Origin of the sequence: Mesorhizobium sp. M6A.T.Cr.TU.016.01.1.1, from assembly GCF_003952585.1 — a bacterium.
Taxonomy (GTDB): domain Bacteria; phylum Pseudomonadota; class Alphaproteobacteria; order Rhizobiales; family Rhizobiaceae; genus Mesorhizobium; species Mesorhizobium mediterraneum.
In genome coordinates this window covers 1,656,606-1,682,279 of sequence record NZ_CP034452.1, presented here as the reverse complement: position 1 = coordinate 1,682,279, position 25,674 = coordinate 1,656,606, and the positions used below count along the sequence as shown (strand labels likewise).

25 protein-coding genes are annotated in these 25,674 nt (G+C 63.6%); 15 read left to right on the top strand and 10 right to left on the bottom strand.

All coding sequences use genetic code 11. The features are described 5' to 3' along the window. Positions 1 to 3 precede the first annotated feature (3 nt). A complete protein-coding gene (xdhC, locus tag EJ075_RS07775) occupies positions 4 to 999 on the top strand; it encodes a xanthine dehydrogenase accessory protein XdhC (protein WP_095485052.1) in 996 nt (331 codons plus the stop codon). 58 nt (positions 1,000 to 1,057) lie between these two features. Here xdhC and EJ075_RS07770 read toward each other — a convergent pair whose 3' ends face one another. The 3 genes from EJ075_RS07770 to EJ075_RS07760 form a co-directional block, all read right to left on the bottom strand. After that, positions 1,058 to 2,329 carry an LLM class flavin-dependent oxidoreductase gene (locus EJ075_RS07770; protein ID WP_095484396.1) on the bottom strand — a complete coding sequence of 424 codons (1,272 nt, stop codon included), beginning with the start codon at positions 2,327 to 2,329 and terminating at the stop codon, positions 1,058 to 1,060. Then, a complete protein-coding gene (locus tag EJ075_RS07765) occupies positions 2,326 to 3,342 on the bottom strand; it encodes an LLM class flavin-dependent oxidoreductase (RefSeq protein WP_095484395.1) in 1,017 nt (338 codons plus the stop codon). Before EJ075_RS07765 ends, EJ075_RS07770 begins: the two co-directional genes overlap by 4 nt. A gap of 76 nt (positions 3,343 to 3,418) precedes the next feature. Next, positions 3,419 to 4,339, bottom strand: coding sequence for a LysR family transcriptional regulator (locus EJ075_RS07760; RefSeq protein WP_095484394.1), 921 nt, complete (start codon positions 4,337 to 4,339; stop codon positions 3,419 to 3,421). A 140-nt stretch (positions 4,340 to 4,479) separates the two neighbouring features. Here EJ075_RS07760 and EJ075_RS07755 point away from each other — a divergent pair, with 140 nt between their 5' ends. The 5 genes from EJ075_RS07755 (at position 4,480) to EJ075_RS07735 (ending at position 10,369) form a co-directional block, all read left to right on the top strand. Then, positions 4,480 to 5,697: a urate hydroxylase PuuD gene (locus tag EJ075_RS07755; RefSeq protein ID WP_095484393.1), complete on the top strand. Its 1,218-nt coding sequence runs from the start codon at positions 4,480 to 4,482 to the stop codon at positions 5,695 to 5,697. Positions 5,698 to 5,699: 2 nt separating this feature from the next. Next, positions 5,700 to 7,013, top strand: coding sequence for a guanine deaminase (gene guaD, locus EJ075_RS07750; RefSeq protein ID WP_126103938.1), 1,314 nt, complete (start codon positions 5,700 to 5,702; stop codon positions 7,011 to 7,013). 75 nt (positions 7,014 to 7,088) lie between these two features. Further along, positions 7,089 to 7,595: a heme-degrading domain-containing protein gene (locus EJ075_RS07745; RefSeq protein WP_095484391.1), complete on the top strand. Its 507-nt coding sequence runs from the start codon at positions 7,089 to 7,091 to the stop codon at positions 7,593 to 7,595. A 201-nt stretch (positions 7,596 to 7,796) separates the two neighbouring features. Then, a complete protein-coding gene (locus EJ075_RS07740; protein ID WP_126103784.1) occupies positions 7,797 to 9,002 on the top strand; it encodes an integrase core domain-containing protein in 1,206 nt (401 codons plus the stop codon). A 101-nt stretch (positions 9,003 to 9,103) separates the two neighbouring features. Beyond that, positions 9,104 to 10,369: a glycerate kinase gene (locus tag EJ075_RS07735; RefSeq protein WP_126103937.1), complete on the top strand. Its 1,266-nt coding sequence runs from the start codon at positions 9,104 to 9,106 to the stop codon at positions 10,367 to 10,369. Between the two features lie 2 nt (positions 10,370 to 10,371). Here the strand turns inward: EJ075_RS07735 and EJ075_RS07730 are convergent, their stop codons facing one another. From EJ075_RS07730 to EJ075_RS07720, 3 genes are all read right to left on the bottom strand, one after another. Beyond that, on the bottom strand, positions 10,372 to 11,052 hold the full coding sequence (locus EJ075_RS07730) for a UdgX family uracil-DNA binding protein (protein ID WP_245458120.1): 681 nt from the start codon (positions 11,050 to 11,052) through the stop codon (positions 10,372 to 10,374). Between the two features lie 132 nt (positions 11,053 to 11,184). Further along, entirely contained in the window at positions 11,185 to 12,606 is a 1,422-nt protein-coding gene (locus tag EJ075_RS07725) for a glutamine synthetase family protein (protein WP_126103935.1), read from the bottom strand. 13 nt (positions 12,607 to 12,619) lie between these two features. Beyond that, on the bottom strand, positions 12,620 to 14,002 hold the full coding sequence (locus tag EJ075_RS07720; RefSeq protein WP_126103934.1) for an aspartate aminotransferase family protein: 1,383 nt from the start codon (positions 14,000 to 14,002) through the stop codon (positions 12,620 to 12,622). Positions 14,003 to 14,169: 167 nt separating this feature from the next. Here EJ075_RS07720 and EJ075_RS07715 point away from each other — a divergent pair, with 167 nt between their 5' ends. Beyond that, entirely contained in the window at positions 14,170 to 14,625 is a 456-nt protein-coding gene (locus EJ075_RS07715) for a hypothetical protein (protein ID WP_126103933.1), read from the top strand. 13 nt (positions 14,626 to 14,638) lie between these two features. On the opposite strand, the gene EJ075_RS07710 is transcribed toward EJ075_RS07715, so the two are convergent. Together EJ075_RS07710 and EJ075_RS07705 are read right to left on the bottom strand one after the other, a co-directional pair. Beyond that, positions 14,639 to 15,613, bottom strand: a complete 975-nt coding sequence (locus EJ075_RS07710; RefSeq protein WP_126103932.1) for a WD40 repeat domain-containing protein — start codon at positions 15,611 to 15,613, stop codon at positions 14,639 to 14,641. A 261-nt stretch (positions 15,614 to 15,874) separates the two neighbouring features. Continuing rightward, entirely contained in the window at positions 15,875 to 16,933 is a 1,059-nt protein-coding gene (locus EJ075_RS07705; RefSeq protein WP_126103931.1) for a GTP-binding protein, read from the bottom strand. Between the two features lie 176 nt (positions 16,934 to 17,109). On the opposite strand from EJ075_RS07705, the gene EJ075_RS07700 reads away from it, so the two are divergent. Both EJ075_RS07700 and EJ075_RS07695 read left to right on the top strand, forming a co-directional pair. Then, positions 17,110 to 17,838 (top strand): intradiol ring-cleavage dioxygenase, encoded by a 729-nt coding sequence (locus tag EJ075_RS07700; protein ID WP_126103930.1) that lies wholly within the window; start codon positions 17,110 to 17,112, stop codon positions 17,836 to 17,838. 220 nt (positions 17,839 to 18,058) lie between these two features. Continuing rightward, positions 18,059 to 18,529 (top strand): MarR family winged helix-turn-helix transcriptional regulator, encoded by a 471-nt coding sequence (locus tag EJ075_RS07695; RefSeq protein WP_095484383.1) that lies wholly within the window; start codon positions 18,059 to 18,061, stop codon positions 18,527 to 18,529. 16 nt (positions 18,530 to 18,545) lie between these two features. Here the strand turns inward: EJ075_RS07695 and EJ075_RS07690 are convergent, their stop codons facing one another. Next, positions 18,546 to 19,424 carry an AraC family transcriptional regulator gene (locus tag EJ075_RS07690; protein ID WP_095484382.1) on the bottom strand — a complete coding sequence of 293 codons (879 nt, stop codon included), beginning with the start codon at positions 19,422 to 19,424 and terminating at the stop codon, positions 18,546 to 18,548. A 32-nt stretch (positions 19,425 to 19,456) separates the two neighbouring features. Between EJ075_RS07690 and EJ075_RS07685 the strand changes: the two genes are divergently transcribed. From EJ075_RS07685 to EJ075_RS07665, 5 genes are all read left to right on the top strand, one after another. Then, positions 19,457 to 19,864, top strand: coding sequence for a DUF2000 family protein (locus tag EJ075_RS07685; RefSeq protein ID WP_095484381.1), 408 nt, complete (start codon positions 19,457 to 19,459; stop codon positions 19,862 to 19,864). Between the two features lie 151 nt (positions 19,865 to 20,015). Then, positions 20,016 to 20,900, top strand: a complete 885-nt coding sequence (locus EJ075_RS07680) for a DMT family transporter (RefSeq protein WP_164547055.1) — start codon at positions 20,016 to 20,018, stop codon at positions 20,898 to 20,900. 69 nt (positions 20,901 to 20,969) lie between these two features. After that, positions 20,970 to 21,992 (top strand): LacI family DNA-binding transcriptional regulator, encoded by a 1,023-nt coding sequence (locus EJ075_RS07675; RefSeq protein ID WP_095484379.1) that lies wholly within the window; start codon positions 20,970 to 20,972, stop codon positions 21,990 to 21,992. Further along, the gene (locus tag EJ075_RS07670) at positions 21,989 to 22,969 is read left to right on the top strand and encodes a 2-hydroxyacid dehydrogenase (RefSeq protein ID WP_126103929.1); all 981 of its coding nucleotides are present in this window, start codon (positions 21,989 to 21,991) and stop codon (positions 22,967 to 22,969) included. The genes EJ075_RS07675 and EJ075_RS07670 overlap by 4 nt, the downstream gene beginning before the upstream one ends. Positions 22,970 to 23,053: 84 nt before the next feature. Then, positions 23,054 to 23,443, top strand: a complete 390-nt coding sequence (locus EJ075_RS07665) for a hypothetical protein (RefSeq protein ID WP_126103928.1) — start codon at positions 23,054 to 23,056, stop codon at positions 23,441 to 23,443. Positions 23,444 to 23,462: 19 nt separating this feature from the next. Here the strand turns inward: EJ075_RS07665 and EJ075_RS07660 are convergent, their stop codons facing one another. Beyond that, the gene (locus tag EJ075_RS07660) at positions 23,463 to 24,236 is read right to left on the bottom strand and encodes a gamma-glutamyl-gamma-aminobutyrate hydrolase family protein (RefSeq protein ID WP_126103927.1); all 774 of its coding nucleotides are present in this window, start codon (positions 24,234 to 24,236) and stop codon (positions 23,463 to 23,465) included. 286 nt (positions 24,237 to 24,522) lie between these two features. On the opposite strand from EJ075_RS07660, the gene EJ075_RS07655 reads away from it, so the two are divergent. Further along, positions 24,523 to 25,632, top strand: coding sequence for a TRAP transporter substrate-binding protein (locus EJ075_RS07655; RefSeq protein ID WP_126103926.1), 1,110 nt, complete (start codon positions 24,523 to 24,525; stop codon positions 25,630 to 25,632). Positions 25,633 to 25,674 lie beyond the last annotated feature (42 nt).

Here is a 25,674-nt window from a genome sequence, read left to right as displayed (position 1 = left end):
ATGATGAACGCGAAAGTGCAAAGCTTGAAAGCCTTTCTTGCGCGCGCCGGCCGGGTGGCCCTGGTCGAGGTGGCCGGAACAAAAGGCTCGACGCCACGCGAGAAGGGCGCCTTCATGCTCGTCTCGATCGCGGCGATTTTTGGCACGATCGGCGGCGGCCAACTCGAATATATGGCGATCGACAAGGCGCGGCAGATGCTTTTCTCCCCCCTTGAGGGGGAGATGGCCGCGGAGCGGCCAGAGGGGGTCGGTAGAGGGAGCGCGCGACCTAAAAAAATGTCGAGCACTGCCGCGGCGACCCCACCCGGCGGCTTCGCCGCCACCCTCCCCTCAAGGGGGAGGGATATCCGAGCCACCCTCGACATCCCGCTCGGACCGGAAATCGGCCAATGCTGCGGCGGCAGGGTCGAGGTGCTGATCCGGCTGGTCGATGCTGCGCTGGCGCAAGAGCTGGTTGCGGCGGCGGAAGCCGAGGAGGCGCAGTTGGCGCATGTCTACATCTTCGGCGGCGGTCATGTCGGCCAGGCGCTGGCATCGGCGGTGGCCTTGCTGCCGGTGCGTGTCGCCGTTGTCGAGACGCGGGCCGAGGCGCTGGATGGCATGCCGGACACGATCGAAACGAGCCTGACGCCTATGCCGGAGGCGATGGTGCGCGAGGCTCCGGCCGGGAGCGCCTTCGTCATTCTTACCCACGACCACGCGCTGGATTTCCTGATCGCCACTGAGGCGCTGAAGCGCCGGGATGCCGCCTATGTCGGCATGATCGGCTCGAAGACCAAAAAGGCGACATTCAGGAGCTGGTTCCTGAAGTCGGCGGACGGCAGCGAGGCGGAATTTGCTCGCCTCGTCTCGCCGATCGGCGGCGAAACGGTCAAGGACAAGCGACCGCAAGTGATTGCGGCCTTGGCGGCGGCCGAGATCATGACGGCGCTGGCCGCTCACGCCGTCGCACCAGCGGCTCCGCACCCCGCCTCTCGTGGCAAGGCGATGGCCGGCTGACGGCTAACATACTGCCGAGCTGCATTTTTCGTGCAGGCGCGCTTCCATAGCGTGCTGCTCAGATCGGCCGCTTCAGGCCCAGATGGTCGCGCAAGGTGCGGCCTTCGTACTCCGTGCGGAACAGGCCGCGCCGCTGCAATTCCGGCACGACGAGCGCGGCAAAGGCATCGAGTTCACCGGGAAACCAGGACGGCATGACGTTGAAGCCGTCAGCGGCGCCGCCCTCGAAGCGTGCCTCGAGCTCGTCGGCGATCTGAGCCGGCGTGCCGACGACGCGCCAGTGGCCGCGCGCGCCGGCGAAGTGGCGCGCAAGCTGGCGAATGGAGAGCTTGTCCCGGCGCGACTGATCGACGACGAGAGCTTGCCGGCTCTGCATGCCTTCGCTGGCCGGCAGCTCCGGCAATGGTCCATCGATGGGATAGCGCCACAGATCGGAAATGCTGAGATAGCTGGAAAGCAGCGCGATGCCGACATCGTCGGGGATCAACTCCTGCAATTCCTCGTATTTTTCCTGCGCTTCAGCCTCGGTTGCCGCCACGATCGGTGCGACGCCCGGCATGATCTTGATATCATCAGGCTCGCGCCCATAGGTCGCCAGGCGACCCTTGAGATCCTCGTAGAAGGATTTCGCCTCCTCGAATGTCTGCGCCGCTGTGAACACGACGTCGGCGGTGCGGGCGGCAAGGTCCCGGCCAACGTCCGAGGCGCCGGCCTGAACCATCACTGGCGCGCCCTGGGGGGAGCGCGGCAGGTTGAGCGGGTCGCGAACCGAAAAGCTCTGGCCGTCGTGACCGGATCCGGAAGCCCCATCGAGCTTGCCGTGCCAAAGTCCGGTGACGACTTCGGCGAATTCACGCGCGCGCTCATAGCGATCGGCGTGCGGGCGCAGGCCGGTCGAGCCGAAATTGGCGGCTTCGATGTGGCTGGCGGAGGTAACCAGGTTCCAGCCGGCTCGGCCGCCGCTCAGATGGTCGAGCGACAAGAAGGTCCGCGCCAGCCCGTAAGGCTCGTTGTAGCTCGTCGATGCCGTGGAGACGAGACCGATGTGGCTGGTCTGGACTGCGAGAGCCGAAAGCAGGCTGATCGGCTCGAAGCCGATCGAGCGCGAGGTCTGGCTAGCGATATTGACATTGGCCTCGCGCACGCCGGCAGCGTCCTCGCAGAAGATCATGTCAAACTTCGCCGCCTCCGCCGTCCGCGCCAGCTGGATGTAATGGTCGATATCTACACCCGCCGTCACATGCGCCTGCGGATGGCGCCAGGCCGCGATATGGTGGCCTGTTGCCCACAGAAAGGCGCCAAGCTTCATCTGACGTCGATGGGCGGTCATAGTTCATCTCTCCCAGCAAGTCCGAGATCGGAGCGAAGCGTCGCGCCGGGATAATCCGATCGAAGAAGGCCGCGGCGACGAAGCTCCGGCAGCACGAGGTCGACGAACTCGTCGAACACAGCCTCAACCGGCGGCATGACTATGTTGAAACCGTCGCAGCTTTTTGATCGGAAGGGCTCTTCGAGCCTGTCCGCGATAATCTCCGGCCCAGCGGCCGTTTCAGCACCAGGCGCGACGTTCATCAGCGCCTTTATCGCGTCCGGACTGCGCCCGACCGCAAGCGCGCGGCGCTTCAGATCATCAGCGTTCGCGCCCGCTGGCTCGTCAAGCAGGATGACATCGGCGAAGCGGGCGGCGATGTCCATGTCAGCCTCCGACAGGCCAGACATGACGAGCACCGGCATATCCTGCGGCGAGCGTGCAACGTTCAGCGGTCCGCGCACAGAGAAAAACTCTCCCTTGTGGTCGAGCAGGTGCATCTTTTCGGGATCGAAGAAGCGGCCGCCGCTTTTGTCGAACAGCAGGGCATCCGTATCCCAACCTTGCCACAAGCCCTGCACGATGCCGATGAATTCCTCCGCACGTCGGCGGAAGTCGTCGCCGGAAAACCCCTCTGGCCGGCTGAAATTGGCTGCCTCGCGCGGATTGGGGACCATGCTAGCGTTCCAGCCGGCGCGGCCGTGGCTGATGATGTCGAGCGAGGCAAAACGGCGCGCCAGATTGTAGGGTTGATGCGCGACGGTCGAGGCCGCGGCGACGAGGCCGATCCTGCTGGTCACCGTCGCCAGCGCCGCCAGCAGGGTAGTCGCTTCGAAGGGCACTTGCCGGTTCGGCGCGTCGCCGCGTGCAACCAGCTCGGAATCGGCAAGAACCACCATGTCCAAGCCGGCTGCTTCGGCCTTTTGCACGAACCGGGCCAGAAGGCTGAAATCCGGGCCGGCGTCGGACGGATGGGAAGGCGCGGCTTCCGGAACCAGTGAAACGGCAAGATGCATTGTGGCGCCGTCGGCCATCGGTCTTCCCTGGTGAGTGAGATTCCGCAGGAATTATCTTCACCAGCTGGACGGAAAGCAACCGGCCAGCCACGCATCATTTGCCGGCCAGAATATCCTTGATCAGCCGCTGACAGCGCTCGGCCATGAAGTCGAGCAACAGCCGCACCTTCGGGTCCTGCAGCTTCTTGTGCGGATAGACGGCGGCGAACTGCACCGGCGTCGGCGGCGTGTCGGACAGGATCACCTTCAGCCGCTGGTCGCGGATGAACGGCTCGACCTCGAATCGCGGCTTGTTGATGATGCCGCGGCCGGACAGCGCCCAGCCGGTCAGCACGTCGCCATCGTCCGTGTCATAGGGTCCGTGCACTTCGAATTTCCGCGGGCCGTCGGCCGTCTGCAGCGTCCAGACGTATTCGCGCGCGCCGGAATAGCGCAGCATCAGGCAGTCGTGCTTCTTGCCGATCAATTCCTGCGGCTCGGTCGGCTCGCCACGCGCCTCCAGATACTTCGGTGCCGCCACCAGCACCCGTTCGCACTCCATGATGCCGCGCATCCTGAGGCTGGAATCTTCGATGATGCCCAGCCGGAAGGCGACGTCGATGCCTTCCTTCATAATGTCGACATTGTGGTCTGAAAGTCTCAACCGAACCTCGATATCAGGATATTTGTCGTGGAAATCGGGGATGCCCGACGCCACCAGCCGGCGGCCGAGGCCGAGCGGCGCTGTCACTTTTATGGTGCCGCGCGGCTGGCCGGATAAGGCGCTGACCGCAGCCTCCGCCTCGGTGACCGCCTCCAGCACCTGCTTGGCGCCGGAGTAGAACACGGTGCCGTGCTCGGTCGGCATCAGCTGCCGGGTCGTGCGGTTGAACAGCCTGACACCAAGATGCTTCTCGAGCTCCTTGATGCGGTTGGAGGCGACCGCCGGCGAGATGCGCATGTCGCGGCCCGCCGCCGACAAATTGCCGAGTTCGACGACGCGGACGAAGACGGCGATGTTGTCGAGGTAGGCCATGCGGGTTTCGGGGCTCTCATGCAGCTGCGTGTAACGAGCCTAGTATTTTCCAATTTTTTTTGAAAGTCATCGTGCAGCTCGGCCCTTTCCGTTTGCGCTCCAGCCCGTAAAGTCACCCAATCGGCAGGGACGACCTTTCAATGATGGATTTCGCGATTTTCTGGGACTGGCTGAGCTTCGCCGTGCGTTGGCTGCATGTCGTCACCGGCATCGCCTGGATCGGCTCATCCTTCTATTTCGTCGCGCTCGATCTCGGCCTGCGCCAGCGTCCGGGCATGCCCGCCGGCGCCTTCGGCGAGGAATGGCAGGTGCATGGCGGCGGCTTCTATCACGTGCAGAAATATCTGGTGGCGCCGGCCGAGATGCCTGAGCACCTGACTTGGTTCAAATGGGAATCCTACGCCACCTGGCTGTCGGGCTTCGCCATGCTGTGCGTCGTCTACTATGCCGGGGCGGACCTGTTCCTGATCGATCCCAATGTCCTCGCCATGTCGGTGCCTACAGGCATCTTGCTGTCGCTGGCGACGATCGGCGTCGGCTGGGTGGTCTATGATCTCTTGTGCCGCTCGCCGCTCGGCAAAAGCGACACCGGCCTGATGCTGGTGCTCTACGCCGTGCTGGTGTTCATCGCCTGGGGTCTTACCCATTTGTTCACCGGCCGCGCCGCCTTCCTGCATCTTGGCGCCATCACAGCGACGATCATGTCGGCCAACGTCTTCATGGTCATCATCCCGAACCAGAAGATCGTCGTCGCCGACCTGATAGCCGGCCGCAAGCCCGACCCGAAATACGGCAAGATCGCCAAGCAGCGCTCGCTGCACAACAATTACCTGACCCTGCCTGTTTTGTTCCTCATGCTGTCGAACCACTACCCGCTGGCCTTCGGCACTGAGTTCAACTGGGTGATCGCCTCGCTGGTGTTCATCATCGGCGTGCTGATCCGGCATTATTTCAACACCATGCATGCGCGCAAGGGCAACCCGACCTGGACTTGGCTGGCTGCCGCCGTCCTGTTCGTCGTCATCATGTGGCTGTCGACGGTGCCGAAAGTGCTGACCGGCGAAGCCAAGGCGTCCTCGGCGGCACAAATCTATGTCGCCTCGGCGCATTTTCCCGCCGTGCGCGACACAGTGCTTGGCCGCTGCTCGATGTGTCATGCGCAGGAGCCGTCCTACGAGGGCATCTATCACGCGCCAAAAGGTGTGATGCTCGACACGGACGCCGATATCGCCGAGCAAGCCCGCGAGATCTACCTGCAGGCCGGCCGCAGCCACGCCATGCCGCCCGCCAACGTCACGCAGATTACCGACAAGGAACGGGCACTGCTGGTGGCATGGTTCGAGGAGGCGGAGAAATAAGCATGATCAGCACACTCCTGCGCGGCCGCACACTGTCCTTTCTGCGCTGGCCTGAGACCGTCGACGACCATCCCGCCTGGCGCTACGAGGAGGACGGCGGCCTGCTGATCCGCGACGGCAGGATCGCAGCCGCCGGCACCTATGCCGAGGTCGAGAAAAAGGCTGATGAAGGCGCAAAAAAGATCGATCACCGCCCACATCTGCTGCTGCCGGGCTTCATCGACGCGCATGCGCATTTTCCGCAGATGCAGGTCATCGCCTCCCATGGCGCGGAACTGCTCGACTGGCTGAACACCTATACTTTTCCTGAGGAAACCAAATTCCAGAACGCCCAGCATGGCCGCCGCATTGCCAGGCTGTTTCTCGATGAGGTGGTGCGTCACGGCACGACGACAGTCGCCGCCTATTGCTCGGTCCACAGGGAGTCCGCCGAAGCGTTCTTCGCCGAGTCGCATGACCGCAACATGCTCAACATCGCCGGCAAGGTGATGATGGACCGTAACGCGCCGGAGGGTGTGCTCGATACAGCGCAATCGGCTTATGACGATAGCAAGGCGCTGATCGCCGATTGGCACGGCAAGGGACGCCAGCATTATGCCATCACGCCGCGCTTCGCCATCACCTCGTCGCATGAGCAGTTGGAAATGGCGGGCGCGCTCTGCCGCGAATATCCTGATCTGCACATGCAGACGCACCTGTCGGAAAACCACGCCGAGATTGCCTTTACGCTGCAGCTCCATCCAAAGGCGCGCGACTATACCGACGTCTACGAGCACTACGGGCTGCTCGGGCGCAAAAGCTTGTTCGGCCACTGCATTCATCTGTCGGAACGCGAGGCGGATTCGCTTTCGGATTCAGGCTCGGTGGTGGTGTTCTGCCCGACCTCGAACCTGTTTCTCGGCTCGGGCCTGTTCGATTATCAGCGCTACCGCACGCGAGACAAAGCTCTCCGCATCGCGGCCGCCACCGATGTCGGCGGCGGCACCAATTACTCGATGCTGCGCACCATGGACGAGGGCTACAAGGTGATCGCGCTGAACGGCGAAAAACTCAACCCGTTCCAGTCGTTCTGGCAGCTCACCCGCGGCAATGCCGAGGCGCTGTCGGTCGTGGAAAGAATCGGCACGCTGGACCAAGGCAGCGATGCCGATATCATCGTGCTCGACGCCCGCGCCACGCCGGCGATGCGGCTGCGGATGGAGACGGCGGACACGCTGGCGGAGGAATTGTTTATGCTGCAGACGCTCGGCGACGACCGCGCCGTGCGCGAAGTCTATGTCGCCGGGCGGGCGGCGAAGAGCGATATGGCGGTTTAGCTATCCCGCACGTTCCGTCTTGACCGGGCGGCAGCCATCGGTCAAAGCCTGCAGCGAAGTTGACAGGGGAACGACATGGCCGTTGCGGACGACATCGCTCTGATCAAGAAACAGGAAGCCACGCTTGTCTTCCCCATCTTCGACGAGGCTGTCGCCTTCAAGATCGGCTCGGCGATCCGCGACCGGGCGCTAGCCGAAGACCTGCCGATCATCGTCGACATCAGGACCTTCGACCGGCCGCTGTTCTATGCAGCGATGCCAGGCTCGAATGCCTCCAATCCGGACTGGGCGCGGCGCAAGACCAACGTCGTGCGCCGGTTTTTGAGAAGCACCTACCGCATGGTGCTGGAGCAGCAGCGTCCCGACCGCAGCTTCAAACCCGGTGAGGGGCTCGACATATCAGACTATGTGCTGGCCGGTGGCGGCTTTCCCATAACGGTCAAAGGTGCCGGCGTGATCGGTGTGATCGCGGTCTCGGGCTTGCCGGAGCGCGAGGATCACGGCGTCGTCGTCGATGCGCTTTGCGCCCACCTAGGTATCGATGCGCGCGAGCTTGCGTTGCCGCCGGAAGCAAAATCTTGACGTTGGCGGCGCCCCTCATCCGCCTGCCGGCACCTTCTCCCCGCATAGTGACGGGGAGAAGGGAAGCGCTCCAACGCTGGCGACCCCCTCTCCCCGTCTCTATACGGGGAGAGGGTAAGGATTGTCCGAACCGGATAGATAGGTAACAGAATGGACCGATTGCATGGGTGACAGTTTTCTTGTCCGCCGGGAGGACCGGCGATGGTTTGGCAAGAGACTGGCATCATGGACGAGCGGCTTCGGTTTGTTGTGGAGTGCCTGGCGGGTGAGGAGACGATGAGCGAGCTTTGTGTGGCCTACGGCGTATCGCGCAAGACCGGCTACAAATGGCTTGGTCGCTATCGCGCGCTCGGCCCGGAAGGCCTGCATGATCTGCCGCGGGCGCCGCTCAATCATGGCCGAGCGACGGCCCTGGATCTGGTGGAGCGGATCGTTGCGGCCAAGGAGACGCACCCGCTGTGGGGCCCGAAGAAGATCATGGCGCGGCTCAAGCGCACCGCTCCCGAGCTGCTGTGGCCGTCGGCCTCGACGGCTGGTGCGATCCTTGCGCGGCACGGGCTTGTCAGCGTCCGCAAGCGGGCACGGCTGCGGGCCTGTGGCAACGGACCATGGCCGCAAGCCGAGGAGCCGAACGCGGTATGGACGGGCGATCACAAGGGCTGGTTCCGGACCCGTGACGGGTGGCGCTGCGAACCGTTGACGGTGATGGATGCGTCGAGCCGCTACCTTTTGGCGCTCGAAGCGACGGGCTCGACGGCGGACGATGAGGCCTGGCCGGTATTCGAGCGGCTGTTTGAGGAGCATGGTCTGCCAGATCGGCTCAGAAGCGACAATGGCCCGCCTTTCGCATCGGCCGGCGTCACCGGGCTGACGCCGCTTTCGGTGCGCTTCATCAAGCTCGGCATCACGCTGGAGCGGATCGCGCCCGGCAAGCCGCAGCAGAACGGGCGCCACGAGCGCTTCCACCTGACCATGCTGCCGCTGGCCAAGACGCCGGAGGCCGACAGAATGGCCCAGAGCCAGGCCTTCGAGGCCTTCCGGCGCAGCTACAATGAGGAGCGTCCGCATGAGGCGCTGGCCATGGACACCCCGGCGCAGCATTACCGCGCCTCGCCGCGCGCCATGCCCGCGACACCGCCCGAGCCCGACTATCCGGCCGAGGCGGCGGTGCGCAGCGTGCGTCACAACGGCGAGATCAGGTGGAATGGCGGCTTCATCTACGTTTCCAAGACGCTGGCCGGCGAAGCGGTCGCCGCCGCAGAGACCGAGGATGGTGAATGGGCGCTCAGCTTCCATGCCCATCCGCTCGGCATCCTCGACACCAGGCGCATGAAACTTGTCCGCCGCAGCGCCGCGCCAACCAGACCGCTTGGCGCTGCGGCCGACAGCACAGGGGGAAAACTGTAACCCATGTATCCGGTTCAAAGTGTTACCCATCTATCAACTGGACAGGATGAGGGGCAGCGGCAGCGGTGGGAAAACTGCATCGACGTTGGTGCCGGCGCAGTATGACCGTGCTCGACCCGAAACCCTTCCTCATATCGATCTTCAATGCCGCCGTTACCGCAGCCGATCCCCAGAGGACCATCAGGGATCATCTGCCGGCAATGCCGAAACGCCGCACCATCGTCATCGGCGCCGGAAAAGGCTCAGCGCAGATGGCGGCGGCCTTCGAAAAAGTATGGGACGGGCCGATCGAAGGGCTGGTCGTCACCCGCTACGGCTATGGCGCGACCTGCCAGCGCATCGAGATCATCGAGGCGGCGCATCCGGTGCCGGACGCCGCCGGCCTCGAAGCCTCGCGCCGGCTGCTCGAAAAGGTGCAGGGGCTGACCGCGGACGATCTGGTCGTGGCGCTTATCTCGGGTGGCGGCTCGGCGCTGCTGCCGTCGCCTGCTGGAGGTCTGACGCTGGCCGACGAGATCGCCGTCAACGAGGCGCTGCTCGCCTCCGGCGCGCCGATCGCCGCAATGAACACCATCCGCAAGCATGTATCCACGATCAAGGGCGGCAGGCTGGCGGCGGCAGCATATCCCGCCAAGGTGGTGTCGCTGGTCGTCTCCGACATTCCGGGCGACAATCCGGCGCTGGTCGCTTCCGGCCCGACCGTTCCCGATTCCGGCAGCCGCGAAGACGCATTGGCGTCGATCGCCGCCTATGACATGAGACTGCCGGCCGCGGTGATGGCGCATATCAATTCGCCGGCCGCAGAGGCGCCGCACGCCGACGATCCGCGTTTTTCGCGCAATGAAGTGCATCTGATCGCCTCGGCCGGCGTGTCGCTGGAAGCGGCTGCGGCCGAAGCCAGACGCCAAGGCATCGAAGCGGTCATCATCTCCGATTCCATCGAGGGCGAGGCGCGCGAGGTGGGCGGCGTCCACGCCGCGATCGCGCGTGAAGTTGCGACGCGCAACCGGCCTTTCCCAAAGCCGGTGCTGATCCTGTCGGGCGGCGAGACGACAGTGACCGTGCGCACAAAAGGCAAGGGCGGCCGCAACAGCGAGTTTCTGCTCGCCTTCGCCATAGGCATCAGCGGCATGGATGGCATCCATGCACTGGCCGCCGATACCGACGGCATCGACGGTTCGGAAGACAATGCCGGCGCCTTTGCCGACGGTTCGACTGTGGCGCGGATGCGGGCGGCAGGCGTCGATGCCAAGGCGATGCTTGCCGGCAACAATGCCTGGACGGCATTCAAGGCTATTGGCGATCTTTTCGTGCCCGGCCCGACCGGGACGAACGTCAATGATCTCCGGGCGATACTGATCAGGTAGGTTCAGGCGGCCATCAGCGTCTTCACCGCCTTCATATCCTTCAGGAACCGCTCGCGTTCGGCCTGTTTGTCCGCCGGCTCGCGGATACGCAGGATGAAGGACGGATGGATCGTGACGAACACACGCAGGCCATCCTCGCGCTCCACGACCGCGCCGCGCATCTTCATGATCGGCACGACTTTACCGAGCAGTGACTGCGCCGCCGTTGCGCCGAGCGCCACAGCCAGATTGGGTTTTACCAGATCGAGCTCTTTGTCGAGCCACCAGCGGCAGGCCTGCACCTCGCCGGCATTCGGCTTGGAGTGGATGCGCCGCTTGCCGCGCGGCTCGAATTTGAAATGCTTGACCGCGTTGGTGACATAGACTTTCAGCCGGTCGACGCCGGCTTCGTCCAGGATTGCGTCGAAGACCTTGCCAGCAGGCCCGACGAAAGGTTTGCCAGCCAGATCCTCCTGGTCGCCGGGCTGTTCGCCGACGAAAATCACCTTGGCCTTATCAGGGCCTTCGCCGAACACGATCTGTGTCGCATTGCGCCACAGCGAACATCGGCGGCAGGCTTTCGCCACTTCGCTGAGTTCGGGAATGGTGCTTGCGCCGTCGTCTTCCGCCGTCTCAGGCAATTCAGGCTTCGGCCAGCGTCTTGCCTGCACCTTGGCGTGGTGCGGCGTGGGATTTGTCTGCATCCTGGCGATCATGGCTGATGCGGCCTTCGTCCGCTGCTGCGATCAGATGCGGAATGAGCGAGGCCCCGGAAAGGTTCCTTGAAATAACCCGGACCGGGCTTCGCCGGGAGAATGTCGGGCGATGCGATCGCCTCACACCTCGTGCAGATAGAGATGATAATCCAGTTCACTGACCGTGCGCGCCACGCGCAGATATTCGGATTGCTTGATCGCCACGAACGTCCGGTGCAGGTCTTCGCCCAGTGCGCCTTTGAGGAATGTCGAAGCCCTCGCCGCCTCGATCGCGGCGCGCCAGTCTACCGGCATCGTCGTGCGCGTGATTGCCGACTCGTAGCCGTTGCCGATGGTTTCGGGGCCGGGATCGAGGCCCTCGTCGAGACCCCTCGTGATGCCGGCCAGCACCGTTGCCGCGACCAGATAGGGATTGGCGTCGACGCCCGACGGCCGGTGCTCGATGCGCCGGTTTTTGGCATCACCCGCAGGCACGCGCAGCGCCACCGAGCGGTTGTTGACGCCCCAGCTCGGCGCTACCGGCGCATAGGATTGCGAGACGAAGCGACGCCATGAATTGGCGTGCGGTGCGAACACCAGCATTGATTCCGCCATGGTCTGGATGAGGCCGCCCAGTCCGCGCAGCAGCGGTAAGGACCAAGTCTCGCCACTGGCTTCAGCGAAGACGTTCTTGCCGGCCTTGTCCTGCAGCGAAACATGGAAATGCATGCCGGAGCCGGCATATTTCTCGATCGGCTTGGCCATGAAGCAAGCGGTGACGCCGTGGCGGCGCGCCTGCGCCCGCACCAGCCGCTTCAGCATGACGAGATCGTCGGCCGCCCGCATCACATCCTGGCGATAGTTCAGCGTCAGCTCGTATTGGCCGGGCGCATATTCGGAAATGACCGTCTCGGCCGGGATGCCTTGCACCTTGGCCGCGGCATAGATGTCGGAAAACAGCGGCTCCATACCGTGTAGGTGGTCGACGGAATAGACTTCGGTCTTGGCCGAACGTCGGCCGTCGAGCACCGCGTTCGCCGGCTGCACCTTGCCGTCGGCGTCGCGCTCGTTGGCGAGCAGGAAGAATTCGAGCTCGAAGGCGCCGGCCGGATGCAGGCCCTTGGCTGCCAATATCTCCACCTGACGGGCAAGCGCCAGCCGCGGGTCGGAGGACATGGGCTGACCGTCGAGATGATACATCGCCATCAGCACCTGGCCGCGCGGCGGCTGTGTACCGAACAGCGGCACCAGCGTGCCGGGGATCGGCCATGCCCGCAGGTCGCCGTCGCCGGTCGTCCAGATCAGCCCGGTCTCGTGAACGTCCTCGCCGGTGATATCGAGACCGAGGATGGATATCGGCATGTGCCGGCCGCCCTCGAAGATGCTCATCAACTCGTGCCGGCGCACGATCTTGCCGCGACCGACGCCATTGGCGTCTGTCAGCACGATGTCGAACGCTTCGATCTCGGGATGGGCGTCGAGAAAGGTTTGCGCCTCGGCGAGCGTCGAGCCAGAAGGGGAGGCGATGATGGCGTTCAAAGTTTGCTTGTGCGCTTCTCTCATGCGCTAGCTTGTCTCATGCCGCGAGCCTTGCCGCAACCGCGCCGAAGGCGGTGATCAGGCGGTTGACCTGGGTAGCGCTGGTCGCCGGCGAGATCAGCATCATGTTGTGGAACGGCGCGATCAGCACGCCGCGGTTGACCAGCGCGACATGGATCGCCGCTTCGAGCTCCGGCGCATGCGCTGTTTCCGCCTCGCCGCCATTCCTCAGCGGACCGGGTGCGCAGATGAACTCGACGCGCGCACCGACTCGGGCGACATGCCAGGGCAGGCGGTAGCGGTCGATGACAGCGGTCAGCCCGGCGTCGAGCCGCCGCGCCAGATGGTCCATATGATCATAGTTCTCTTCGGTCATCACTTCTTCCAGCGTGGCACGCATCGCCGCGAATTGCAGCGGATTGGCCGAGAGCGTCGTGCCCATGCCGGAATAACCGGGCTGTTTCTGGCTATTATAGGCAGCATAGCGCGCGGCGACGTTTTCGTTCATGCCCCACACGCTGGCCGGCACACCGCCGGCGATCGGCTTGCCGAGCACGAACAGGTCCGGCTCCAAGCCGTGTTTCGCCGTATAGCCGCCGGGACCGGTCGAGATCGTGTGCGTTTCGTCGATCAGAAGCAGGGTGCCGGCTGCGCGGGTGAGGCGTCGCAGCGCGTCGTGGAAGCCGGGATCGGGCAGCACCATGCAGGAGTTGGTCAGCACCGGCTCGGTGATGACGCAGGCGATATCCCCGTCCCGGAGCGCGGCCTCAAGTGCCGGCAGATCATTGAACTCGATGACGTCGGTTGCCCGCGTCAGGTCGCGGAATTCGCCGCCCAGTCCAGGCCGGTTGCCCGGTTTGCCGTCGACCAGCCGCACCATCGTCTCGTCGACCGAGCCGTGATAGCAGCCGTTGAAGACCAGGATCTTTTCCCGGCCGGTGATGGCGCGGGCGACGCGCAGCGCAAAGCGGTTGGCGTCGGTTGCCGTCGTCGCGATCTGCCAGAACGGTAGGCCGAAACGCTGTTGCAGCAGCGGGCCGATGGCGAGTGCATCCTCCGAAGGCAGCATGTAGGTGAGGCCGCGTCCAGCCTGCCGGCGGATGGCGCGGGCGACCGGCGGCGGCGAATGGCCGAACATCGAGCCGGTATCGCCGAGGCAGAAATCGTCGAGCCTGTTGCCGTCGATATCGGTGATGGTGGCGCCCTTTGCGCTGCCGACCAGGATCGGGAATGGCGTCGGCCAGTCGTTCATCCAGTGCATCGGCACGCCGCCGAAGAAGCCCCGCAGACCATTGCCGGCCTTCGCTGCCGATTTTGGCCGTGCCTTGCGGAAGGCTTCGGCCTCGGTCTCGCGCAGATCGGCGATGCGGGCAGTGCTGATGCCGCCGACGGATGTCTTTGAATGGTCGATTGTATGCATGAAGGCCCCTCTCGTACGTCACTCTAGCCAATCGGCATCCGGAACCGCAATTGGCCGCGCGGCCGCCCTGCATTGGTTCAGCGATCGCGGTGAAGAGGACTGGAGCTTGACCTCAGGGCATCATCGAGCATCAATGCCGATGGGGTTTGTGGCTAGGGGAACAAAAGATGCGGACGATCTTCTGTGTAACAACGCTGCTGTTGTCGGCCGGCGCGGCTTCCGCCAGCGGCGGCATCTGGTGCTCCGTCGATGATAATGCGGCGGTGAAATTCGAGGTCGAAGCCGGCGTCACCAGAGGCATGGGCGGTCCAACGTTCAATTTCCGCGGCGACCTCGAAATTCTTGGCAGGCCCGTTGGCGACGATCTGCGCAAGACCATGTTCGAGGATTCCAACCTCACGCAATACTGGCTCGACGGCAAGGAACTGCGGCTGCTCGTCTATCGTGAGCACGAGGTCGCAAACACCTATAGCTCAGTCGAACTGACGATCCTGACCAAGGCCAGCGAGGAAGGCGTCTATGACGGGCGCTATTCGCTTGCCATCTATGACGGCGCGGCTGCCGCGGACAAAGACGGCAAGCCTGTCGAATTGACCGGCAAGGTCTCCTGCGGGGCCGAGTAGAACTCCCGGCTAGTTATGCCGAAATATCGATAACGCCGCAGTCGCCGGCCGCACTGCCGAAGGCGACGCGCCGCTCTTGCCTGTCCCACATCATCGAGGTGATGGCGCCCTTGCCCGGCCGGCGCAACAGCACTTCCTTGGCGTCGGTGAAGCGCACGGCCATTACCATGCCGTCGTCATAGCCGACGGCGACGACGTCCTGGCTTGGATGGCAAGCGACCGAGGTCACCATGGCGTTGCCGCGCGTGCCGAGCTCCAGCGGCGCTTTGCCCATCGGCCCGTCCTTGCCCGAAAACGGCCAGACGATCGCCGCCGGCGCGCCGGAACTGGCCAGCCATTTTCCCTTGGCGCTCCACGACAGGCTTTTGACCTTGCCGGGATAGCCGCTCATGCGCATGTGCTTGCCGTCGGCCAGCTTCCAGCCATGCAGCGCGTTTTCCTGCATGGTGGTGACGAGGAAGGCGCCGTCCGGCGAGAAGGTGATGCCGGTGTGGGCGCCGGCCCATTCGAGCTCGACAGGCTTGCCGTCGGCCGCCGGGAAATGCAGCGTCGCGCCATTATAGCGGGCAACGCCAAAGCGCATCCCCCTGGGCGAGAACGCTAGCCCCTCGACCGAACGCGGATGCGCAAATTCCCTGGCCTTGCCGTCGGCGAAACGCACGAAGGCGATCTTGCCCGAGGCGTAGGCAATGGCGCCTTGCGGCCCGGCAGCGACGCTGGTGATCCATTTTTTGCCGGCGCTTGCCAGTTCCGCCGCATTGCCGCCGGCGGTGACGGCAAAGACCTTGCCGTCCTCGCCGCCGGTGATCAGCCGGTCGTTGGCCGCGTCGTGGAAGGCCGCGAGCAAGCCGTCATTGGCCTGCACAGTCTTGTGGCCATGGTCGAGCCGATGGATGGTGCCGTCGGCCAGGGCAAAGTGCGGCACGTCGTCAAGGAAGACGGCGGCGATGCAATGGCCATCGAGATCAAGCGGGGCGACTGTGGGCATGCGAGCTGTTCCATTAGAGATCGTTGTGGTCGCCTTGCCGCCGCAGAGGAATCGTTAGCGTGGCTAGGTGCGACGCGACCTTCTCCCCTTGTGGGAGAAGGTGGATTGGCGCGCAGCGCCAAGACGGTTGAGGGGTGCTGGACGAAACGCCGTCAGTGCCAAGCTGGAACACCCCTCATCCGACCGAGCTTCGCTCGGCCACCTTCTCCCACAAGGGGAGAAGGAAAGAAGGTGCAGCGCTATCGTTATAAGGTTTGGAAATCAAGCGGCCTGGCAGGCGTCAAAACTCTTCTTCAGCCGCTCGGCATCGAGCTCGCGGCCGATGAACACCAGCCGGCTCTCGTGCTTCTCGCCGTCCTTCCAGGCGCGCTGGTGGTCGCCCTCGATGATCATGTGCACGCCCTGGATGACATAGCGCTCATCATCGCCCTTGAGCGCGATGATGCCTTTTAGCCGCAGGATGTTCGGGCCTTCCATCTGGGTGATCTTCTCGATCCACGGGAAGAATTTCTTCGGGTCCATCTCGCCGCCGCGCAACGACACCGATTGCACCGTCACGTCATGAATATCGGACGGGTGCGCGTGATGATGGTGGTCATGCCCGTCATGATCATGGTGATGATGGCCGTCATGGTCATGATGGTCGTGGTCATGGTCGTCATGCGCCTCGAGGAAATGCGGGTCGTTCTCCAGCGCCCGCGAGAGATCGAAGGCGCCGCGGTCGAGCACTTCCGACAACGCCAGGCCGGCGCGTGTGGTGCGATGGATCCTGGCCGCCGGGTTGATCGCGCGGATCGTCGCCTCGACCTTGCCCAGTTCCTCCGGCGTGACGAGATCGGTCTTGTTGAGCACGACGACATCGGCAAAGGCGATCTGGTCCTCGGCTTCACGGGAATCCTTCAGCCGCAACGGCAGGTGCTTGGCGTCGACCAGCGCCACCACTGCGTCGAGCCTGGTCTTGGAGCGCACATCATCGTCCATGAAGAAGGTCTGCGCCACCGGCACCGGATCGGCGAGGCCAGTCGTCTCGATCACGATGGCGTCGAAACGGCCCGGCCGGCGCATCAGGCCTTCGACGACGCGGATCAGGTCGCCGCGCACCGTGCAGCAGACGCAGCCATTGTTCATCTCGTAGATTTCCTCGTCGGATTCCACGATCAGCTCGTTGTCGATGCCGATCTCGCCGAATTCATTGACGATGACGGCGTAGCGCTTGCCGTGGTTTTCCGAAAGGATGCGGTTGAGCAGCGTGGTCTTGCCGGCGCCGAGATAGCCGGTGAGAACGGTTACGGGGATCTGCGTCGTCTGTGCATCGCTCATGTTGGGCCTCGAAAAGGATTGTTGGCTCCATATAGGATGTGCGCCTCGCTTTTGCACGCAGCAAACCAATGGGCCAAACAGGTCGCCAACATTGCCGAACTTTCATTAGTGCTGGCTGGCCTCACTGCCTAGATAAGAACAAGGTGAGTTGCTCGACAGAATGAAAGTGACGCCGGATGCCCGACAATCCATCCTTATTTCCATTGAACCGGCGTCGGGCGCTCGGCCTCATCGCCGTCACTGCCGGCGGCGGCATTTTCCTTCCAGCTGCAAGGGCCGAAGAAGCCTCGCCCTTTGCCGGGCTTGCCCTGTTCGATAGTGGTGCCGGCGTCTGCGCGATCACGCCGGAGGCGACCGAGGGGCCGTTCTATTTCGACCCGAAGCTCGAGCGCGCCGATATCACCGAGGGCAAAGCGGGCATTGCCCTCAATGTACGGCTGCAGGTGGTCGACGCGGGCTGCCGGCCGCTTCCCGGCGCGCGCGTCGACATCTGGCATTGCGATGCGCAAGGGCATTATTCGGGCTATCCTGGACAAGGTGACGGCCAGGATGTCGACACGTCAGGCCAGAGTTTTCTGCGCGGCTGGCAAAAGACGGACGACACCGGCATCGTTTCCTTCGCCACCATTTATCCCGGCTGGTATCGCGGCCGCACCACCCACATCCACTTCAAGGTCTTCCCCAACGACAATTCGGTGATGACCGGCCAGCTGTTTTTCCCCGACAGCCTGAGCGAGCAGATATTCACCACTGTCGCGCCCTACACCGACCGGTCCGGCAGGCGGGATACGCTGAATGCCAGGGACGGTATCGCCCGGCGCGCCGGGCCGCTGTCGCAGGCGGCGCTGCGTGAGGTGGCGGACGCCTACCAGGCGTTGATGATCGTCGCGGTAAAGGCTGATTGAGTCTCGTTTCGTGTGTGCGGCGCTCCTGCGGAAAGCTCCCACCTGCACTGAAAAGTCGTTTGTCATCTAACTGAAATAAACATCTGGCATTAGCCACGGCGGACATCGCATTGCTTGCCGGCAAAGCTGTTTTGCAGAGCCGGATCTTTTTGATCGTCGATTGCCAACCGGGCGGCTGCCTCTATGCTGTCCGCACCGGTTCGGCCGAAGAGGGATGACCATGGCCAAGGCGGACAAAACTGCGACAATGAGCCGGCTGCATTCGGCGGCGCGGCTGGCACGTACTGCGCTGGCGGCGCGGCTCCTAGGGCACGGCTTTTATGCCGGCCAGGACCAGATCATGCTGGCGCTCGACCGCGAGGACGGGCAGACGCCCGGCAATCTTGCCGGCCGCCTCGGTGTTCGCCCGCCGACCATCACCAAGACCATCAACCGGCTTCAGGCGCAGGGCTTCCTGGAAAAGCGCGCCTCGGCCGCCGATGCCCGCCAGGCCCATATCTTCCTGACCGACACCGGCCGCGAAATCATTCACGCCATCGAGAAATCGGTGAAGAAGACCGAGAAGCAGGCGCTGAAAGGTCTCGACAAAAAGGACCAGAAGGCGCTGTTCAAGCTGCTCGCCCGCGTCGAGGCGAACCTCTCGAATGGAGAGATGGTTCTCGTCGATGATGAGATCGACGCCGACGAATGATCCGCGGCTGACGGCATCAGGCAGCTGCTGCCGACGACCCATGGACCAATGCCGACCAGCGGCCCGGCGTGACACCGAACGCCTTCTTGAAGTGCCTGTTGAAATGACTTTGGTCGCTGAAACCGGCCGCTATTGCGATCTGCGCCAATGGCTCGCTCGCCTCGATCATGCGGCGTGCTCGTTGAAGTCGGCGCATCAAGAGAAAGCGATGCGGGCTGGTGGAGAAGGCCGCACGGAAATGCCGCGATAGGGCGTAGCGATCCAGCCCGGTGATCGCCTCCAGCTCCTCAGAACGGACGATACGGAAAACATTTTCTTCCAGATAGTCGCGTGCCAGGCTGGCTGCCCGCCACGCTGTCCTCGGGATCGGCTTCGCCGGCAGGCCTGCATGCCGTGTTAGGCTTTGCATCAGCTGCGCAATGAAGTCGGCGACAAAAAGATCGTCCAGCTTCTGGTCCAAAGGCCCCAGCGCCGAAAGCAGCCTCATGCGGAAAGCTGGATCCGTCACCACGGCATCCCTGACGAAAGGCAGCGGTGCGCCGACCGTATCGAGGCAGTCCAGCACGACGGACGGCTCCAGATAAAGCATCCTGTAACGCAGGCCGTCTTCGGTGCCGGCACCGCCGTCGTGCAATTCGTCGGGATGCAGCACGATAATCTGGCCGGGCAGGCTGTGATGCGTCGCGCCGCGATAGCGGAAGGTCTGCACGCCATGCAGCGTCACGCCGATCGCGTAGGTATCGTGACGATGGAGATCGAAGGCGCTGCCGTGGAACCGTGCCTCGATACGCTCCATGCCGACCGAATCGGGGGCCGAGATGACGCAGTTTTCAGCCACGTCAACGCACAAACGTCCAAGACCCTGAAAGGCCTCGCCCGCTAAATCGTGTGGCATCGCTTCATCCACGAACCAATGGCGAATGTCTCATGTTCGACACCAAGTTTGCAATCGTGCTGCAGGACGATCTTCCCGTCTGGCAAAAGCTCAATGTCACGGCCTTCCTGACCAGCGGCATCGTCGCGCAGTATACAGAAATCATCGGCGAACCCTATCGCGACCGCGCCGGCAATATTTATAACCCGCTCTCGATCCAGCCGGTCATCGTGCTTTCGGCCGACCGCCCGACGCTTAGTGCGATCCACCGGCGGGCGCTGGACCGCGGCGTGACAACTTCGCTCTACGTCGACGAAATGTTTTCGACTGGACACGATGCCGCCAACCGCGCCGTCTTTGCCGAATTCGCGCCCGACGACGCCAAGGTCGTCGGCATCGCGCTGCGCGCCGAAAAGAAGCTTGTCGACAAGATCACCAAGGGCGCCCGTATGCATCCCTAGCGCATCGGCCCGAAAATCGTAGTCGGTCTTTTTGGCTTGCCGGCAGGTGGCAATTCCCGCAAAGGTGGGCTCTACCTCACTATCCGGCCCGAAATTGACTGCTCCCCCAACACAAGACGAAAGCGCGACGCCTCCGGCGGCGATCCTTTGCATGCTTTCGGTCTATGTGTTTTTTACCTTTCTGGACACCAGCAGCAAATATCTTGTCCTGGCCGGGGTCTCGGCGTTGATCGTCGCCTGGGCTCGCTTCGCCGTCCACGTCGTGCTTGTCGGTATCTTTCTCCGCGGATGGCGCGAGCCGGCGCGCTTTCGCGCCAACAATTTGCCAGCGCATATCCTGCGCGGCGCCTTCCTGTTCGGATCGACCATTTGCAACGTCATGGCGCTGCGGACCCTGCAACTGGCCGAAACCACCTCGATTTACTTCTTCGCACCGATGGTGATCACAGCACTCGCCGGTCCGCTGCTCGGCGAATGGGCCGGCTGGCGGCGCTGGCTGGCGATCCTGAGCGGCTTCATCGGCGTCCTCATCATCACCCGGCCGGGCGTTGGCGTCTTTGGCCTTGGCCACCTCTTCGCGCTAGGCTCGATGCTGTCGAACTGTTTCTACGTCATCATGACGCGGCGCATGTCGGCCACGGAAACCTCGGAGAGCCTCATCCTCTTTTCGGCGCTGGCGCCCGCCGTGCTGCTCCTGCCGATGCTGCCGTTTTCGCTCTCCCTGCCGCAGGATGGCTGGCACTGGTTCATCTTGCTGATGCTTGGCGTCTTCGGCGCAATCGGCCACTGGCTCCTGGTTCAGGCCTATCGTCTCGCCACCACCACGGCACTGGCCCCCTATCCCTATTCGCAGATGATCTGGATGATCATTGCCGGCTGGATTGTCTTCAACCAGTTCCCCGATCGGTGGACGCTCGTCGGCGCGGCCGTCATCGTCGCCAGCGGCCTTTACATCGTCCATCGCGAGCACAGGCTCCGCGTGCGCAATCGCGCCGCCCTCGACGTCGAGATGGAAGCGCTGGCAAAAAAACTTTGATTTGCTCCCGATCGATGGCATAAGAGCCCGCCTTTAAACAGTTTAAAGAAGCTCGGGGAGCGAAGAGCGCTGGCACAGAAGATCAAGCTTTCAACGATCGCGGACGCGCTCAGCGTGTCCACGGCCACGGTTTCGCTAGCCCTGCGCGACAGCCCGCTGGTCGCCGGAACCACCCGTGACCGCATCAAAGAACATGCCCGCGCCATCGGCTATATCTACAATCGCCGCGCCGCCAGCCTGCGCACCTCGCGCTCGGGCATCGTCGGCGTTGTCGTTCACGACATCATGAATCCCTTCTTCGCCGAGATACTGCGCTCGATCGAAAGCGAGCTCGATCGCAGCCGGCAGACCTTCATCCTGTCGAACCATTACGACCAGCTCGAAAAGCAGCGCACCTTCATCGACACGCTTTTGCAACTCGGCGCCGACGGCGTCATCATGTCGCCGGCCATCGGCACGCCGCCCGAAGACATCCTGATGGCCGAGGAAAACGGCTTGCCGGCGGTGCTGATCGCGCGCACCGTCGAAGGCGCCGACGTGCCGGTGTTTCGCGGCGACGATGCCTACGGCACCGCGCTTGCCACCAACCATCTGATCTCGCTCGGGCACAAGCGCATCGCCATGGTCGGGGGCACCGACCAGACCTCGACCGGCCGCGACCGCTACCAAGGCTATGTCAATGCCATGGAGGCGGCCGGGCTGGAGGTCAGGCCGTCCTGGCGCATCGCCGGTCCGCGCACCAAGCAGGCCGGCTTCGAAGCCGCTGGGCAGTTCCTGGCGCTGAAGGACAAGCCTACCGCGGCCTGCTGCTGGAACGACCTCGTCGCCATCGGCCTGATGAACGGCATCGCGCGCGCCGGGCTGGTGCCGGGCATTGACATATCCGTCACCGGCTATGACGATCTCGAGGAGGCCGCGATCGCGACGCCGGCGCTGACCACCGTCTGGAACGGCCAGCGCGAGGTCGGCCGCCGCGCCGCCAGCGCGCTGCTCGACAAGCTCAATGGGCAGATGGTGCGGCCGTCGCAGGAACTGATCAAGCCGGAACTGCATGTGCGCCAGTCGACCGGTAAACCGGTGGAACGTGCATGACAAAAGCCGAACAGCAAACAGTCGCCATTCTGGTGCCGGGCCAATTCAACGACCACGCGGTCGGTCGCATCGACCGGACGTTTAGCCGGGTGGGGATCGAACGGCCCGATGCGTCACTGGTCACCGATGAGCTGCGCCGCTCGGTGCGCGGCATTGCCGCCTTTGGCGGCATAAATGCCGCACTGATGGATGCGTTGCCGAACCTCGAGATCATCGCCAATTTCGGTGTCGGCTATGATTCGGTCGATGTCCGCCACGCCGCGCAGCGCGGCATCATGGTGACCAACACGCCTGACGTGCTGACCGAGGAGGTCGCCGACACGGCGCTCGGCCTGCTGATCAACACCCTCCGCGATCTGCCACGCGCCGAGACCTGGCTGCGCGACGGCAGTTGGAAGCGCAAAGGCAACTATCCGCTAAGCCGGCTGACCTTGCGCGGCCGCAGCGTTGGCATCTTCGGCATGGGCCGCATCGGTCTCGCCATTGCCCGGCGGCTGGAGGCCTTTGGCCTGCCGATCGCCTACCACAACCGGCGCCAAGTCGAAGGCCTGCCCTACGACTATCACCAGACCCTGAAAGGCCTTGCCGAGGCGGTCGACACGCTGATCTCGGTAGCGCCCGGCGGCGCCTCGACCGAAAAAGCGGTCAACGCCGAGATCCTATCGGCGTTGGGCGCTGACGGCGTCTTCGTCAACATCGGCCGTGGCAGCACGGTGGACGAGGCAGCCCTTGCCGCAGCCCTTGCCGACGGCACCATCGCCGCTGCTGGGCTCGACGTCTTCGCCGACGAGCCGAACGTGCCGCAGGCGCTGCTCGCCGCCCCCAACACCTCGCTTTTGCCGCATGTCGGCTCGGCCTCGGAACATACCCGCCGCGCCATGGCCGATCTGTGCGTCGACAATCTGGTTTCCTGGTTTTCCCGGGGAAAGGCGCTGACGCCGGTGCCGGAGACGGAAAAGGTAAAGGCGCAGAGCTAAGCGGTGACCTTCCATATTTATTAACGTCGGCTTAACGCTTTGAAATCATTCTGTATCTATCGCCAAATAAGCAGAGAATACAGGATGAAAGCACTTGCCGCATTGATGGCGGCCGCCGCGCTGTTCGGTAGCGTTCAGCTGCTTCGCGGCGGTGGTGGCGAAGCAGCCAGTGAGCCAACGCCGCCGTCCGGCAGCTACAAGCTGGTGGCCAATGGCGACGAAGCGTCCTGCGCGGTCAAGCGCGGTGCCGAAATTTCCGATGGCCTGTCGCTGCTGACGGTCGCTGCGAACTGCCGCCGGATTTTACCCGGCATCGAGCGCGCGAAATTCTGGCGTGAGCAGGATGACGACACGATCGCCTTCAGCGCGAACGGCATCGACCCGATCGTCACTTTCGGCATCGCCGACGGCGACGGTTATGAATCCTACGCACCGGCCCTGCCGCTGCTGTCGCTGGCAGCCAGCGCCCCCTGATTTCGGGCGACTGAGTTATCTATTCCGCGGCGGCGCGCGCGCCGGATTTCGCCGCGGCGTGCAGGCGCACGGCGTCGCCGAAGGCACGGAATATCCTTGCCGAGACGCTGTCCGACTTGACCCAGTATTCGGGATGCCACTGGACGCCAACGGCGAAGGCGCGGGCGTCCCGCACCGAAACCGCCTCGACCGTGCCGTCGCTGGCGACCGCCTCTATCTGCAGCTTCGGGCCGAGCCGGTCGACGGCCTGGCGATGCACCGAGTTGACCATTATGTCGCCCGCCCAGAACACACCGGCGAGGCAGCTTCCGGGCTTGATCGAAATGGCCTGGCGGATGGCGAAACGTTCGTCCTGATTGTCGCTCGCCGGCGCGCGATGGTCCAGCGAACCCTCGCGCTCCTGGATTTCGGTGGCCAGCGTGCCGCCCAGCGCCACATTCATCTCCTGGATGCCACGGCAGATGGCGAGCAGCGGCACGCCGCGCTCAACTGCCTTGCGGATCAACGGCAGCGTCGTGGCGTCGCGGGCAGGATCGTAGGGACCATTGGCCTCGCTGGCATCGCCGCCGTAGAGCGAGGGATGCACATTGGACTTCGAGCCGGTGACCATGACGCCATCGACCGATGACAGGAGTTCATCGAAATCGAGCCGGTCGCCGAAGGACGGCACCAGCAACGGGAACACGCCGGCGGCCGAAAGCGCCGCCTCCAGATATTGCTGCGGAGCGGCATGCCAGGTGTAGTTGTCGAACTGGCGGACGTCGGTCGATATGGCGACGAGCGGCTGCTGCATTTTATCCGGGTCCATTCAGTGCAGGGACATATTCTGCCTTTAAAATAGGCGATCCGAACGCGCTTTGCCATGACAAGTTTCGGCATGTCGCATGGGCCACGGAGCGGTCGTTAGACTATAGTTGCAGGAGGCGCGTTCACCTCGCGAATTTCGTGGAAACGCCGCCGGCAAAACCGGCTGCCAAGCTGGACTCGACTTCTTGCCCGTGTATTGTTTGCCGCGAAGCCGATCCGGGGAACAGAGCATTTTCCGTACGTCGGTCTGTTGATCCAATAGGGAGGACTTCATGGATCGTCGATCATTCATCCGCAAGGCCGGCGCGACCGGTGTGGGCGCCGCTGCGGCTACAGCAGCGCTTGCCGCGCCGGCCATCGCTCAATCCAATCCGAAAGTGACATGGCGCCTGGCGTCGTCCTTCCCGAAATCCCTGGACACGATCTATGGCGGCGCCGAGGTCTTTTCCAAGATGCTTTCAGAGGCGACCGACGGCAATTTCCAGGTCCAGGTCTTTGCCGCCGGCGAACTCGTGCCCGGCCTGCAGGTTGCGGACGCCACCACCGCCGGCACTGTCGAAGCCTGCCATACGGTGGCATATTACTATTGGGGCAAGGACCCGACATGGGCACTGGGCGCCGCGGTTCCGTTCTCGCTCAACGCGCGCGGCATCAATGCCTGGCATTACCACGGCGGCGGCATCGACCTGTTCAACGAGTTTCTGGCCACGCAGGGTCTTTTTGGCTTGCCGGGCGGCAATACCGGCGTGCAGATGGGCGGCTGGTTCCGCAAGGAGATCAACACGGTCGCCGACCTTTCGGGCCTCAAGATGCGCATCGGTGGCTTTGCCGGCAAAGTGGTGCAAAGGCTCGGCGTCGTGCCGCAGCAGATCGCCGGCGGCGATATCTATCCAGCGCTGGAAAAAGGCACCATCGATGCCGCCGAATGGGTCGGCCCCTATGACGATGAGAAACTCGGCTTCTACAAGGTCGCGCCCAATTATTATTATCCCGGCTGGTGGGAAGGCGGACCGACCGTCCATTTGATGTTCAACAAGGCGAAATACGAAGAGCTTTCGCCGGCTTACAGGGCGCTGGTGCACACCGCCGCGCAGGCCGCCGACGCCAACATGCTGCAGAAATACGACTATCTGAATCCGGCGGCCGTGAGGCGGCTGGTGTCCGGGGGCGCCAAATTGCGCCCGTTCAGCCCGGAAATCTTGGCAGCCTGTTTCGAAAAGGCGAACGAGGTCTATGCCGAGATGGAAGCCTCGAACGCGCCGTTCAAGAAGATCTGGGACTCGATCAAGGCCTTCCGCAAGGAGCACTATCTCTGGGCGCAGGTGGCCGAATACAATTACGACACCTTCATGATGGTCCAGCAGCGCACCGGCAAGCTCTGACAACCGTCACGGCGCCACGCGTTCTTCGGACGCGTGGCGCCG